Raw genomic sequence first — 13,311 nt, forward strand, 5'->3', positions numbered from 1 at the left:
CCAATTATAAATTTTCACAATTGGGGCAGCTTGAATTTAAATTTAAATGAATTTTAAATGAACTTGCAAAGTTAAAAACTTTTTGATTAATCTACAAAATCAAGTTCAGAGATGATTCTATCGGCACCAGATAGTTGCTCGATGATAAACATCACATAGCGAATGTCTACATTGATGGTGCGTTGCAAATCTTTTTCAAACTCAATGTCACCACTCATAGCTTCCCAGTTTCCGTCAAAAGCTAAGCCCAGTAATTCGCCATTCCCGCCAATCACAGGAGAGCCAGAGTTTCCACCAGTGATGTCATTATCAGTCAAGAAACAAACAGGCATGTTCCCATTTTCATCTGCCCATTGCCCAAAAGTCTGAGTGTTATAAAGACGAATGAGTTCGGTTGGCATATCAAATTCAGAATTAGGCAAGAATTTTCTCATACCGCCCTTCAAAGTAGTGTAGTAATTTGAAGAAACATCGCTTGGCCGTGTAGGATTCTCTGGCAAAGAAACTACTTTCCCCGTACTCAAGCGCATAGTGAAATTGGCATCGGGGTAGAACACCTTGTTTGGTTGAGATTCTCTCAAGGCTTGAATGAATAAACGATAGGCTTTCTCATATTTTTCTTCCGCTTGTCTTACATTTTCTGGCACATTTTGATAAGAATGAATCAAACCAGCTGAAATCTTAAAAATAGGGTCATTGTTAAACGCTTCTAAATCATTGTTAGCAAAAGCTTGCTTGAGCGCTGTAGCATTTCTGAAAATTGAATTTTCATAGTTCGCTTCTACAAATTGACTGAAGTTTCCATATTCTTTTAAAGCATCTTTTAAGGCTTTATGATGATAAATTTCAGCCGTATTTTCATAATATTTTTGAAGCAAAACGGCTAAAGCTTCTCGCTCCAGTTCAGTGCTAAAGTTCTCATACTGAGATTCGATTCTTTCATGAACTTGAGGTAGCATATTTTTTTGATTTTCGGCATCTTGACGGTGATAAGTATCAAAAAGATTTTTCATTCGGTAAGCAGCCAATACCAGAGAACTACCTGGCAATACTCCACGAGAAATATAAGTTTGGTTAGCTATATAATCATTAGAGATTTGATAATAATTTTGAATATCTTTTAGCACATTGCCGTATTTAGCTTTTCGAGTTGGGTCATTATCAATCCATTGTGTTAGATTTTTTTCAATTTCTTTTTTCTTATCATAAGTTCTTAGCTTATTCAGAGCCTGGGTCATGCCAATACGATTTTTCCAGTAGTTATCGATGCTTGCATATTTAGAAGCATAATTTAAATTAATTGCATTATCACTATCCATATATTTTTTTAGAACCTCTCTAGCATTAGCCGCCGCATCAATCCAAGCAGGAAACTCGATATCTAGCGCTTGCTGAATTCCAAATGAAGACATATAACGCTCTGTACTACCAGGATATCCTATAGTCATAGCAAAATCGCCAGGCTTCACACCACCTTTTTTGATGGGCAAATGATGTTTTGGCTTCAAAGGAACATTAGACGGAGAATATTCAGCTGGATTTCCGTTGGCATCTGCATAAACTCTAAAGATTGAAAAATCCCCAGTATGTCTTGGCCATTCCCAATTGTCGTAAGTTCCACCATATTTTCCTACCGATTCTGGTGGAGTCCCAACCAATCGGACATCATGATAATCTTGATATACAAAATAATAGAACTCATTACCTCCATAGAAATCTTTCACAACGACCTCATACCTACCATTTTCATTATTTTCTCTCTTAATTTTTTCAATCTCAGCATTTATGATTTCTCCTCTTTGTTCTGACGTCATCTTGTCATTCAACTGGCGCACGATTCTGCTGGTCACATTATCCATTCTTACCAAAAAACGAACATAAAGATTGTCAGGCTTTAATTCTTCCTCAAAGCTTTTTGCCCAAAAACCATCATGTAAATAATCATTTTCTGGCGTAGAAAGCTGTGCAATAGCCCCGTACCCACAGTGGTGATTGGTAAAAACTAAACCTTGATTAGAAACCACTTCACCAGTACAATAGCCCCCAAAACTGACGATAGCATCTTTTAAACTTGCTTGGTTAACACTATAGATTTCTTCGGGCGTCAAATGTAAACCTTCTTTTTGCCAGTCAGAATATTTTAATCGGTCAATAAAAGCCATTAGCCACATTCCTTCATCTGCAAAAGTGAAAACACCACTAAAACAAAAAATTAGTGATAGAACAATTCTCTTCATTATCTATAAAAATTAAAATTTCCCCAAAAATAATAAAACCTAACTGGCATTTAAAAACTTAACTGAAATAAATAATGCATATGATGAAAATAAGTCTATCTTTGCAAAACGTTTAAAGTGGTTTTTCTATCAAAAGTTTATTTGTTGGCATTCCATTTTGGCCGATTAAATAAAAAAATAAATAGATTATGAACATTTTTGTAACAAAATTAAACCGAGAAACCACTGACGAAGATTTAAGAGAATTATTTGAAAACTACGGCACTGTAGACTCTTCAAAAATCATCATCGACAGAGAAACTGGAAGATCCAAATGCTTTGGCTTTGTGGAAATGCCCAATGATGATGAAGCTAGAGAGGCTATAGAAAATTTAAATGAAACTGATTTTCAGAATTTTAATATCGTTGTGAAAAAAGCAAATCCAAAACCTAACAACGAAGGTAGAGATAGTAGAAATAACTACAGGAGATAAAAATTTTTAAAGCCTTAAAAAAATCCGAATTTTTAGACCGTTGTCAGAGAATTCGGATTTTTTCTGTCATATTGGCATCAAAAAAGGAATGGCAAACAATTTGTTTTTTTTAAAGTTTTATAAAAGTAAAATAAAATAATATGAGCCAAGAGCAACAGAATAAACATCAAGAATTAGATGAAAATGAAGAATTGACCACTGATGAAGCGACTGAAAATCAAAATCAAAAAAATAAAGTTTTGAAAGAACCGAGCATTCAAGAACAACTAGAAGAAGAAAAAAATAAGTACGTAAGGTTGTACGCAGAGTTTGATAACTTCAAAAAAAGAAGCCTAAAAGAAAGAGAAGAGCAACGTTTTTTGGCTAATCAATCCCTGATGGAAACCTTGCTTCCTGTTTTAGATGATTTTGAAAGAGCCATTAAAGAACTCAAAAAAGAAGAAGAAGAAAACATGCTAAAAGGAATTGAACTCATTCAGCAAAAATTAGTGGAAAGCTTAGAAAAAAAAGGCTTAAAAAAATTAGAAGTTGAAAATGGAAATGAATTTGATGCAGAATTACACGAGGCTGTGACACAGGTTGATTCACCAAGTGAAGAGATGAAAGGAAAAATCATTGACATTATAGAAACAGGATATCAATTAGGGGAGAGAGTGATTCGTTACCCCAAAGTTGTAGTCGGTAAATAAAGATTTATGTCAAAAAGAGATTATTACGAAATTTTAGGTGTAGAAAGAACAGCCACACAAGCTGAAATCAAAAAGGCTTATCGTAAAATAGCCCTACAAAACCACCCTGATAGAAATCCAGGGAATAAAGCTGCAGAAGAAAAATTCAAAGAAGCGGCAGAAGCTTACGAAGTCTTGAGTGATGATAATAAACGCCAGCGCTACGACCAGTTTGGCCATGCAGGTATGGGCGGTGCAGGCGGCTTTGGCGGAGGTGGTATGAATATGGAAGATATCTTTGCTAATTTTGGAGACATCTTTGGGAGTGCCTTCGGTGGCGGAGGTTTTGGATTCGGTGGTGGAAGAAGCCAACGCCAACCCAGAGGTTCTAATCTGAGAATCAGAGTTAAGCTTAATTTGCAAGAGATGGTGGAAGGCGTGACCAAAAAAATGAAAGTGACACGAATGGTCTTAGCTGATGGAGCTACGTTTAAAACTTGCCCTACATGTAAGGGTAGTGGGCAACAGGTGCGTATAATAAATACGCCACTCGGGCAAATGCAGACTGCGACAACTTGTGGCACTTGTAGCGGAACGGGCAAAATTGCAGATAAAATTCCAAATGGAGTTAATAAGCAAGGTTTAATTAAAAAAGATGAAACCGTGGAGGTGAAAATCCCAGCTGGAGCAAGAGAGGGAATCCAAATGCAGGTAAGAGGCAAAGGAAATGAGGCAGCTTTTGGCGGCCCAGCAGGTGATTTGCTGGTAGTGATAGAGGAGGAGCAACATGCTGAAATTCACCGTGATGGGAATAATTTGCATTACGATTTATTCGTTGGGTTACCAGATGTAATTTTAGGAGCAGATGTAGAAGTTCCTACTGCCACAGGAAAAGCAAAAATTAAAATTGAACCAGGAACGCAATCAGGTAAAGTGCTTCGCCTGAAAGGTAAAGGTTTACCGAGTTTAGAAGGCTATGGCACGGGGGATTTGTTCATTCATGTCAATGCCTTTATTCCTAAGAAATTAAGTTCAGAGGAGATTAAATTTTTTGAAAAAATGCGTGGAAATGAAAATTTTGAACCTGACCAAGAGAATAAATCTAAATCATTTTTTGATAAAGTTAAAGAAATATTTGATTAATTCTATAGAAAAAAATTAGGAAAAAAAGTTATACAGAGACAATGAAAAAGCCATTTCAGTAAAATTGAGATGGCTTTTTTTTAAGGCTTTAAAAAAAAATAAAAATTTTAATCAAATTTATTCAGTAACAACTTCTGTGGGCTGAATTGCTGTAGAGTCAATCCCTAAACTATCTGCTGGGGCTAGAATTTGTATGTTGTCTTGTTCTACTTTGTTTTCATGATGGATTTCCTCTACAATAGTATGGTTATCAATTGCATTTGGGTCTGCTGGTAAGACCATTTTGTTACCATTTTCGTTGAATTTGCAACTTGTTGCTAAGGCAAATATGGGAATGAAAAGTAATAATTTTCTCATGGTTAAAAAATTTTGAAAGTGCTAAAGTAATTAAAAATATAAAATTTAAGTAAGTCTAAGATAAAAATTCTATCAATTTTTCTAAAGCTAAGGCACGGTGTGAGATTTTATTTTTTTCTTCAGCACCGATTTGGGCAAATGTTTTTTCGTAGCCGTGGGGTACAAAAATAGGGTCGTAGCCAAAGCCTTTTTCGCCACGAGTTTCTGTTATTATTTTCCCATGTATTTTCCCTTCAAAATAGTGAGGTTCAACATTTTGTATTAGGCAAATCACAGTCATGAAAAATGCGTCAGCCGACTGCCCATTAAGTTTACGGATCAATTTTTCAATATTTTTTTTATCATTTTTTTCCCCAGAATAGCGAGCAGAATAAATGCCTGGCTCCATATTTAGAGATGGAACGCACAAGCCAGAATCTTCTGAAATTACGGGATGTTGATATTTATTGAAAAAATATTTAGCCTTTAAAAAAGCGTTTTCTCTAAACGTATTTCCCGTTTCTTCCACATTATCTTTATCATTTAAATCATCAAGACTTTTGATTTCCCAGTGGGGTAGAATTTTCCTGATTTCTTTGGTTTTATTTGGATTCTGAGTAGCGAAGATGAGCATGAGGGGTAATTTTAATCATGGTATAAATGAGTATAAAAAAGAGGAGCAAAGAGCTGCCTATCAATAAAAAATTTTCTTCAAAAAAAGGTTCTTCTACATTTTGACTTTTTAGACTGAAAACAAAGCTGATAAAATTATTGATAAAATGCAAAAAAATGCAAAGTAATAAAGAGCCTGTGCGCCAGTAAATAAATCCGAAACAAATGCCTAAAATCCCTGCTCCTATGAATTGCCAAGGATTGAGATGAGCGAAACCAAACAAAATTCCGCTAAAGAAAATGGCCCAAATAGGATGTGTTTTAGAATTTAATAAGCCTTGTAAAATAAAGCCTCTGAAGATGCTTTCTTCTAAAATTGGCGCTAAAATACAAATGGTAATGAATGCAGAAATGGGTTTACTGAGAATAATTTTGAATGTTTCTATAAAGCCTTGATAAATTTCTTCTAAAAAGGGAATGCCCTCGGTGGGAATCAAACTGGTTGTGTATTCGCTGAAGGGTAAAATTGAAGCATAAATTCCAATGGCGAGCAACCACCATTTCCACTTCAACCCCGTAAGTAGCATGTCTTTGTAGACTTGAAAGGGTAATTTCTTTAAATAAAAAAGTAAAACTAAAGCTAGGCTAAATCCTGTAAGAAATGATAAGACAAAGCCTAAGTCTTCGAGCCCTAAGTAGTTGAAAATAAACCCAACGATGCTTCCAGCAACTTGAGCGGTTAATACGAGAATAAAACAGGCGATAACCTCCCAAAAACTTAGGCTGTAGTTGTATTTTTGATTAAGAAATTTATTCATGATGATATTTTTTGTTGGTCAAAATAGAGTAAGCTCGGTAAAGTTGTTCAATGAAAAAAAGACGAATCATCTGATGTGTAAACGTCATTGCCGAAAGAGAAACTTTTTCGTTGGCACGTTGTATTATTTCATCTCCAAAGCCATAGGGCCCTCCGATGATAAAAACGATGCTTTGTTGATTAGAAATTAACTTTTGATTGATGTAGTTAGCAAAATCTTTTGAAGTAAATGATTTTCCTTTTTCGTCTAGCAAAATGATAAAATCACTGAAGTTGATTTGCTCTAAAATTAACTTTGCTTCTTGGTTTTTTTGTTCAATTTCAGAAAGAGAACTTCTATTTTTGAGCTCTTTTATTTCAAGGCTTTCAAAATTAAAAATTTTAGGCAATCGCTCTTTATAGTAGCTAAATAAACTTATAATTTCTTTTTGGCTAGTTTTGCCAACTGATATTAATTTGATTTTCATTCTTCTAATAATTCATAGCCACATCGGTGGCAGTGTTTAGCATCGGGCAAGTGGTGTTCTTCGCCACAGTTTTTGCAGACTTCAGTTACTAAATTTTCTTCTTTTTGTATCTTTCTTGTCAGCTCAGAGGTAACGATACCAGTAGGCACGGCAATGATTGAATAACCTAAAATCATGATGCAAGAAGCTAAAAATTGCCCCAATGGAGTGATGGGCGAGATGTCGCCATAGCCTACCGTAGTCAAAGTAACGATGCACCAATAGATGCTAATGGGGATGTTATCAAACCCAGACTCAGGATTGCTGCCTTCAACCAAAAACATGGCTGTCCCAATGACGCAGACAATTAAGATTAAAAATAATAAAAAGTATGAAATTTTGTACCAACTTGCGCGTAGGCTATAAGCTAAAGTGTTGCGAGCATCTAAAAAATGTACTAATTTAAATATTCTAAAAACTCGTAAGAGCCGCATCACCCGAAAAACCATAAAGAATTGAGAACCGTGGATGAGAAATTCTAAATAAGTAGGCAAAATGGATAATAAATCAATAATACCATAAAAACTCTTTGCATATGAACTTGGTTTTTTGACGGAGTATAGACGAAATAGGTATTCTAGCGAAAAAAGAAAAGTTAAAAACCATTCGATGGTCACAAAAATATTGTGATATTTGAATTTGTAGGTATCAACAGAATCTAGCATCAGCAAAACGATACTGATAACGATGACTATGAGTAAAGCGACATCAAAAAATTTACCCCAATAGGTATTGGATTCAAAAATGATGCTATGTGCTTTTTTTCTGAAGTTTTCTTTTTTATTAATAGATTTTTTAGTCACAAAACCAATAATGAGAATATTGATATGCGAAACTACTAAATTTTACATAAAAGTTGGGGTTTAATTTTAAGTTTTAAAAATTAATTATTATTTTAGTGAACTGAATAGAAGGAAATATATAAAAGAAAATTATAAAAATAATGAAGAAAACATTAATTTTAGCCGGGTTTTCAGCTTTGATGATGACGAGCTGTGTAAGTAAGAAAAAATATGACGAGTTGCAGTCAGAATTTGAAAAAGTTTTTGCTGCTCAGCAAACTTGTAACAATCAGTTGACGCGTTGCGAAAGTGATAGATCATCTATCCAAGCACAATTGGATGCCTCTAAAGCAAATTTAAATTCACTACAAAGTGCGCTAGACCAGTGTTTAAATGCCCAAAGCACAGGAAATGTAAACATTACTAAATTAATTGAGCAAATTGATGCATCAAATTCTTATATCAAACAATTGATTGCTAGTAAAAGTAAGAGCGATTCACTAAACATGGTCTTGACTAATAATCTTACAAGATCTTTATCTAGAGATGAGATGAGAGATATTGATGTGCAAGTGCAGAAGGGAGTTGTGTTTATCTCACTGTCTGACAATATGTTATATCGTTCAGGAAGTTATGAGATTTCATCTGAGGCTAATGAAGTTTTGGGTAAAATTGCTAAGATTATCAAAGACTACCCAACTTATGATGTGATGGTAGAAGGTAATACTGATAATGTGCCAATTTCTAAAACTAATATTAGAAATAACTGGGATCTGAGCGCGTTGCGTGCTTCATCTGTCGTGCAAGCTTTGCAAGAGCAGCATGGAGTTGATCCTAAGCGTATGACTGCTGGTGGTAGAGGTGAATACAATAGTATTTCATCTAACGACACCCCAAGCGGAAGAGCAGAAAATAGAAGAACAGAAATTATTATTCTTCCTAATTTAGAGCAATTTATGGAATTAATTGGTCAAGCACCAAGAGGTTAATTTCAATCAAAAGAATTTTGAATAATGAAAATGGCAGGCCTTTTATGAAGGTCTGTCTTTTTTTTACGCCACTCATCAACACTACAAGTCTCAATTAATTGAGTAGGTAACGTGAGATCGCAACTTATCGAGAGAATGGTGCTTGGCTTAAGAGTACTCAAAATATCTTTCAGTAACTGATTATTGCGGTAGGGAGTTTCCATAAAAATTTGAGCACTCCCATTTTGCTCACTTAGTTTTTCTAAATTCTTTAAGTTATTTTTACGTTCACGTGAATCAATAGGTAAATAGCCGTTAAAACAAAAATTTTGACCATTCAGCCCAGAGGAAACCAATGCCAACAAAATGGAGGAAGGACCAATGAGCGGCTCAACACTAAAACCTAGTGAATGTACCAACTGTAGAAATTGACTGCCAGGGTCAGCAATTCCAGGCATCCCAGCTTCAGAAATAATACCGATATTTTGTTGATTTTTTAAAGGCTTTAGAAATTCTGGGATAATTTCTTTTGGAGTTTTTTTGTTTAAAATTTCAATTTTCAGATCCTGTTGAGACTTATCTGGGCAAACTTTTTTGATAAATCGGCGTGCAGATTTCTCATTTTCTACCAAAAAATGAATTAAATTTTGGATAACTTCTATATTATAAGGCGGGAAAACCTGAGAAGATGTGCTGTTTTCACCCAAAAAATTAGGAATTAAATAAACGATAGGCTTATCCATTTCTTCTGTCGTAATCTTCTATAATTTTATCAGTTGCACGATCTAGCATTTCAAAAACATGATGAAATCCATCTTTGCCGCCATAGTAAGGGTCGGGAACATTTTGATTCATTCCAGGTGAAACCAAATTCATGATGAGTTCAACTTTGTACTGGTCTTTATGATTTCTAGCTAAATCCATCACGGTATTGTAATTCCCTGAATCCATTACATAAATGGCATCAAAAGTATCGAAATCCTCTGTTATGAATTTTCGACTTCTTTGGTCTGTGATATCAATATTGTTTAGTTCTGCAATCTCAATAGAGCGAGGATCGGGCAATTCACCGACATGTAAACCGTTGGTACCAGCAGAGTCAACTTCTATATTACGATTACCAATCTTATTTCTTAAAATTCCCTCTGCGAGAGGAGAACGGCAAATATTCCCTAAACAAAGCATTAAAATTCTCATTCCGCAATACCAATTTTTCTTCTTAAATCATCTACATAACCTTTAAAAACTTTATCCGTTTCAGCTAGATTTTTCACTGTTTTGCAAGCGTGTAAAACAGTAGCATGATCTCTTTTACCAATTTGTGTGCCAATGCTTTGCAAAGAAGCATTGGTGTATTGTTTAGAGAAGTACATAGCCAATTGGCGTGCTTGTACAATATCTCTTTTGCGAGTTTTGGATTGAACTTTCTCAACAGGAATTTTAAAGTAATCACATACCACATTTTGAATATAATCAATTGAAATTTCTTTTCGCTGATTTTTGATTAAATCGCTTAAAACCTTTTCAGCTAAATCAACTGTAATTTCTTTTCGGTTCAGCACAGAACGAGCCACCAAAGAGTTTAAAGCGCCTTCTATTTCACGGATGTTGGTTTTAATATTTTTTGCAATATAAGTCGTGACTTCAGGGTCTAATTCAATGCCACCTTTCTCCAACTTACTTTTTAGAATTTCTAGACGAAGCTCATACTCAGGGATTTGCAAATCAGCAGAAAGACCCCATTTAAACCTTGAAATCAATCGCTGGTCTACATCTTGTATATCTACTGGAGCTTTATCAGAAGTCAAAACCAATTGATTCCCACGCTGATGTAAATCATTGAAAATATGGAAAAAAACATCTTGAGTTCCCTTTTTGCCCGATAAAAATTGAACGTCATCAATGATTAAAACATCAATCATTTGATAAAAATTCACAAAATCATTTCGATTGTTGCTACGCGTGGCACTCTGATACTGGTTAGAGAATTTTTCCATAGAAACGTATAATACCGTTTTCTCAGGGTGTTTTTCTTTGACTTCAAGTCCAATGGCATGCGCCAAGTGTGTTTTGCCCAAGCCAACTCCCCCGTAAATAAACAGCGGGTTGAAGGATGTTCCTCCTGGGCGTTTAGCAATTGCTTTCCCCGCAGAACGTGCCAGTCGATTAGTCTCACCTTCGATGAAGCTATTAAAACTATAATTAATATTAAGTTGGGAGTCAATTTTCAACTTCTGAATTCCAGGAATTGCAAACGGACTCTTGATTTTATTACTACTCAGAGGAGCATCCAGCTCTTGCTTTAGAACTTTCTCTTTATTACTACTCGGGATATTAACAGTGTAAGGATCTTTATTCGTTATTTTTTTCTCCATCACTATACTATAGATCAACTTAGCATCTTTACCCAATTCCTTTTGTAAAGAAGCCTTTAGAAGCTTGATGTAATGTTCCTCAAGCCATTCATAAAAGAACTTGCTAGGAACTTGTACCGTTAAAATATTACCATCTAATTTAGTGGCTTTAGTCGGTTCAAACCAAGTATGAAACGCTTGTTCAGATATGTTGTCTTGTATGAATGATAAGCAATTGCCCCATACAGAAGCTGCTGTTTTTGACATTGAAAAATACTATTTTGATTAAACAAAAAAATGCTCTTATTTTTGAGCTTGATTGGAGCAAAATTGTGAAAAAATATTGAACTAAAAAAAGTGATTTGCTATTGACTTTTTAATTTTTTTTCCTTATAAATGAATAAAATATGAATAATTTACAACTAAGCATTTCAACCCTAGTAAGATACGCAGAAACAGATCAAATGGGGTACGTTTATCATGGCAATTATGCTACTTTTTTTGAAATGGGGCGAGTACATTTTTTGCGTGAAATAGGATTGAATTACAGTGATTTAGAGCATTCGGGAATTATGCTTCCTGTTCTAAATCTCACCTGCCAATATCATGCACCAGCTTTATTTGATGATGAGATACAGATCATCACAGAATTAGCTGAAATACCGAGCGACTTTAGAATAAAATTCAATTATAAAATCCTAAATCAAGCTCAAAAGTTATTAACAACAGGAAGCACAGAGCTGGTTTTTGTCAGTACCACGACCCGAAAACCAATACGCTGCCCTGAATTTTTCCGTGAGAAAATTCAAGATTTTTTTAAGGCTTAGAAAAATTAAATTTTTTTCAAATCTATCAAATGTTGAATTTCTTCAAAAGCATTTCGTTGCATCAATTCTTTGTTTTTGGGGACTTCAAAATGAAATTCAACTAAATCAATGAAATTTTGCTGCGTGATTTCAGCATTTAGACTTTCCAAAATTTTTTGAACTTCGTTTTGTTGAGCATATTCAAATCTGATGAAATATTTTTCTTTTTGAATAAAGCTTATTTTTTCAGCTTCAGCTAAAGTCAGTTCAGCAGCTTTTTTATAAGCTTGAATTAGCCCTCCAACGCCCAGTTTTGTGCCACCAAAATAGCGAATTATAACCACAAGGGTGTAAGTCAATTCGGCAGAACGAATTTGATTGTAAATAGGAATACCCGCCGAGCCACTGGGCTCGCCATCATCATTAGCGCGGTAAATTTCACCATCAAAACCCAAGCGATAAGCATAGCAATGGTGGGTCGCATCGGGATAGATCTCTTTTAATTCTAGAAGTTTAGCATTGATTTCATCTTCATTTTCAACCGAAAAAGCAAATCCAATGAATTTGCTTCCCTTTTCCTTCATCAGAATTTCTTTCACATCATTTTTGATACTCTGGCAGCTTAAATTCATGATTAAAATAGGTAGTTAAAGTCTCTTTTTGAATTAAATTTATTTTTTGTCTTTTGCTGAAATTTGTAATTTCGGGAGCTTTAATGCCTTCTTGCCAAATGGAGGGGGAGGTGATGATTCTTGCTTCATCCCACAAATTAAAATCGATAAAGCTTTGTAGTGTTTTGGCTCCTCCTTCTATAATAAGAGAGTATGTTCCGTTTTTATATAAAATTTTTAAAGCTTTAGAAAATTCATCTTTATCCAGCGCTATATTTTCTTTGAAAAAAGATTCAAATTCATCAAAACTTTCATTGTTTTTTTTAAGGCTTAGAAAAAATTTTTTAGGATTCAGCCCCGCCCATAATCTCACATTTAATTGAGGTTGGTCGATTTCTAAAGTTTTTCTGCCAACTAAAATACCATCTTCTTGGCTTCGCCAAAAATGAACTAGTTGCTTTGCATAAACTGATGAAATCCATTGTTGGGAATCATCAATCGGTGCAAAAAAATGATTTTGTGTCTGTGCCCATTTTAAGATTATATATGGTCTGGATTTCAATTGATTGGTGAAAAATCTCCGATTGAGATGCAGGCATTCGGAAGATAAAATACCTGTTTTTACTTTGGTGTGATGATTTTTTAAATATTCAATTCCTTGCCCATTGACATGGCTGGCTAAATCAGTTGTTCCTATATAAACTCGAGGGATTTTGTGCTGAGCAATTGCATGTGCACAAGGCGGCGTTTTACCAAAATGAGAACAAGGTTCTAAATTGACATAGAGACTGGAGAATGGTAGTAAATCTTTATTTTCTACGGAGTTAATAGCATTGATTTCAGCATGATTTTCACCAGCTTTTTGATGCCAACCTTCGCCAATAATCTTGCCTTCATGCACAATCACGCAGCCTACCAGCGGATTGGGGAGAGTTGTTCCCAATCCGTTTTTGGCTAATTGCAGGCAGCGTTGCATCATGCTTTTGTGGAAGCTCATT

16 protein-coding genes are annotated in these 13,311 nt (G+C 34.9%); 5 read left to right on the forward strand and 11 right to left on the reverse strand.

What is annotated here, in order from left to right; all coding sequences use genetic code 11:
- Positions 1 to 86: 86 nt before the first annotated feature.
- Entirely contained in the window at positions 87 to 2,237 is a 2,151-nt protein-coding gene (locus D5J18_RS05470) for a S46 family peptidase (RefSeq protein WP_119058012.1), read from the reverse strand.
- A 188-nt stretch (positions 2,238 to 2,425) separates the two neighbouring features.
- Here D5J18_RS05470 and rbp point away from each other — a divergent pair, with 188 nt between their 5' ends.
- The 3 genes from rbp to dnaJ all read left to right on the forward strand — a co-directional run bounded on the left by rbp (position 2,426) and on the right by dnaJ (position 4,521).
- Positions 2,426 to 2,710 carry an RNA-binding regulator gene (gene rbp, locus D5J18_RS05475; RefSeq protein WP_119058013.1) on the forward strand — a complete coding sequence of 95 codons (285 nt, stop codon included), beginning with the start codon at positions 2,426 to 2,428 and terminating at the stop codon, positions 2,708 to 2,710.
- A 140-nt stretch (positions 2,711 to 2,850) separates the two neighbouring features.
- Positions 2,851 to 3,399, forward strand: a complete 549-nt coding sequence (locus D5J18_RS05480) for a nucleotide exchange factor GrpE (RefSeq protein ID WP_119058014.1) — start codon at positions 2,851 to 2,853, stop codon at positions 3,397 to 3,399.
- Positions 3,400 to 3,405: 6 nt separating this feature from the next.
- Complete coding sequence (dnaJ, locus tag D5J18_RS05485; protein ID WP_119058015.1) at positions 3,406 to 4,521, forward strand: molecular chaperone DnaJ; 1,116 nt, start codon at positions 3,406 to 3,408, stop codon at positions 4,519 to 4,521.
- 117 nt (positions 4,522 to 4,638) lie between these two features.
- Here the strand turns inward: dnaJ and D5J18_RS05490 are convergent, their stop codons facing one another.
- The 5 genes from D5J18_RS05490 to D5J18_RS05510 are packed head-to-tail and all read right to left on the reverse strand — an operon-like array spanning position 4,639 to position 7,595.
- Positions 4,639 to 4,878 (reverse strand): hypothetical protein, encoded by a 240-nt coding sequence (locus D5J18_RS05490; protein ID WP_119058016.1) that lies wholly within the window; start codon positions 4,876 to 4,878, stop codon positions 4,639 to 4,641.
- Positions 4,879 to 4,933: 55 nt separating this feature from the next.
- Positions 4,934 to 5,491 (reverse strand): RdgB/HAM1 family non-canonical purine NTP pyrophosphatase, encoded by a 558-nt coding sequence (gene rdgB, locus D5J18_RS05495; protein WP_119058017.1) that lies wholly within the window; start codon positions 5,489 to 5,491, stop codon positions 4,934 to 4,936.
- Positions 5,460 to 6,287, reverse strand: coding sequence for a CPBP family intramembrane glutamic endopeptidase (locus D5J18_RS05500; RefSeq protein WP_119058018.1), 828 nt, complete (start codon positions 6,285 to 6,287; stop codon positions 5,460 to 5,462). Before D5J18_RS05500 ends, rdgB begins: the two co-directional genes overlap by 32 nt.
- Positions 6,280 to 6,753 carry a 23S rRNA (pseudouridine(1915)-N(3))-methyltransferase RlmH gene (locus D5J18_RS05505; protein WP_119058019.1) on the reverse strand — a complete coding sequence of 158 codons (474 nt, stop codon included), beginning with the start codon at positions 6,751 to 6,753 and terminating at the stop codon, positions 6,280 to 6,282. Before D5J18_RS05505 ends, D5J18_RS05500 begins: the two co-directional genes overlap by 8 nt.
- Complete coding sequence (locus D5J18_RS05510) at positions 6,750 to 7,595, reverse strand: ion transporter (RefSeq protein WP_245952941.1); 846 nt, start codon at positions 7,593 to 7,595, stop codon at positions 6,750 to 6,752. Before D5J18_RS05510 ends, D5J18_RS05505 begins: the two co-directional genes overlap by 4 nt.
- A gap of 140 nt (positions 7,596 to 7,735) precedes the next feature.
- Between D5J18_RS05510 and D5J18_RS05515 the strand changes: the two genes are divergently transcribed.
- Complete coding sequence (locus D5J18_RS05515; protein ID WP_119058020.1) at positions 7,736 to 8,563, forward strand: OmpA/MotB family protein; 828 nt, start codon at positions 7,736 to 7,738, stop codon at positions 8,561 to 8,563.
- Positions 8,564 to 8,565: 2 nt separating this feature from the next.
- On the opposite strand, the gene D5J18_RS05520 is transcribed toward D5J18_RS05515, so the two are convergent.
- The 3 genes from D5J18_RS05520 to dnaA are packed head-to-tail and all read right to left on the reverse strand — an operon-like array spanning position 8,566 to position 11,163.
- Positions 8,566 to 9,285: an SAM-dependent methyltransferase gene (locus tag D5J18_RS05520; protein WP_119058021.1), complete on the reverse strand. Its 720-nt coding sequence runs from the start codon at positions 9,283 to 9,285 to the stop codon at positions 8,566 to 8,568.
- Positions 9,278 to 9,739, reverse strand: coding sequence for a low molecular weight protein-tyrosine-phosphatase (locus D5J18_RS05525; RefSeq protein WP_119058022.1), 462 nt, complete (start codon positions 9,737 to 9,739; stop codon positions 9,278 to 9,280). The genes D5J18_RS05520 and D5J18_RS05525 overlap by 8 nt, the downstream gene beginning before the upstream one ends.
- Entirely contained in the window at positions 9,736 to 11,163 is a 1,428-nt protein-coding gene (gene dnaA / locus D5J18_RS05530) for a chromosomal replication initiator protein DnaA (RefSeq protein WP_119058023.1), read from the reverse strand. The genes D5J18_RS05525 and dnaA overlap by 4 nt, the downstream gene beginning before the upstream one ends.
- Before the next feature lie 140 nt (positions 11,164 to 11,303).
- Here dnaA and D5J18_RS05535 point away from each other — a divergent pair, with 140 nt between their 5' ends.
- Complete coding sequence (locus D5J18_RS05535) at positions 11,304 to 11,723, forward strand: acyl-CoA thioesterase (protein WP_119058024.1); 420 nt, start codon at positions 11,304 to 11,306, stop codon at positions 11,721 to 11,723.
- A 5-nt stretch (positions 11,724 to 11,728) separates the two neighbouring features.
- Here the strand turns inward: D5J18_RS05535 and D5J18_RS05540 are convergent, their stop codons facing one another.
- Positions 11,729 to 12,334 (reverse strand): IMPACT family protein, encoded by a 606-nt coding sequence (locus D5J18_RS05540; RefSeq protein WP_119058025.1) that lies wholly within the window; start codon positions 12,332 to 12,334, stop codon positions 11,729 to 11,731.
- Positions 12,303 to 13,310 carry a bifunctional diaminohydroxyphosphoribosylaminopyrimidine deaminase/5-amino-6-(5-phosphoribosylamino)uracil reductase RibD gene (ribD, locus tag D5J18_RS05545; RefSeq protein WP_119058026.1) on the reverse strand — a complete coding sequence of 336 codons (1,008 nt, stop codon included), beginning with the start codon at positions 13,308 to 13,310 and terminating at the stop codon, positions 12,303 to 12,305. Before ribD ends, D5J18_RS05540 begins: the two co-directional genes overlap by 32 nt.
- Between the last annotated feature and the right edge of the window lies 1 nt (position 13,311).

It is taken from the genome of Candidatus Ornithobacterium hominis (genome assembly GCF_900538215.1).
Lineage (GTDB): Bacteria > Bacteroidota > Bacteroidia > Flavobacteriales > Weeksellaceae > Ornithobacterium > Ornithobacterium hominis.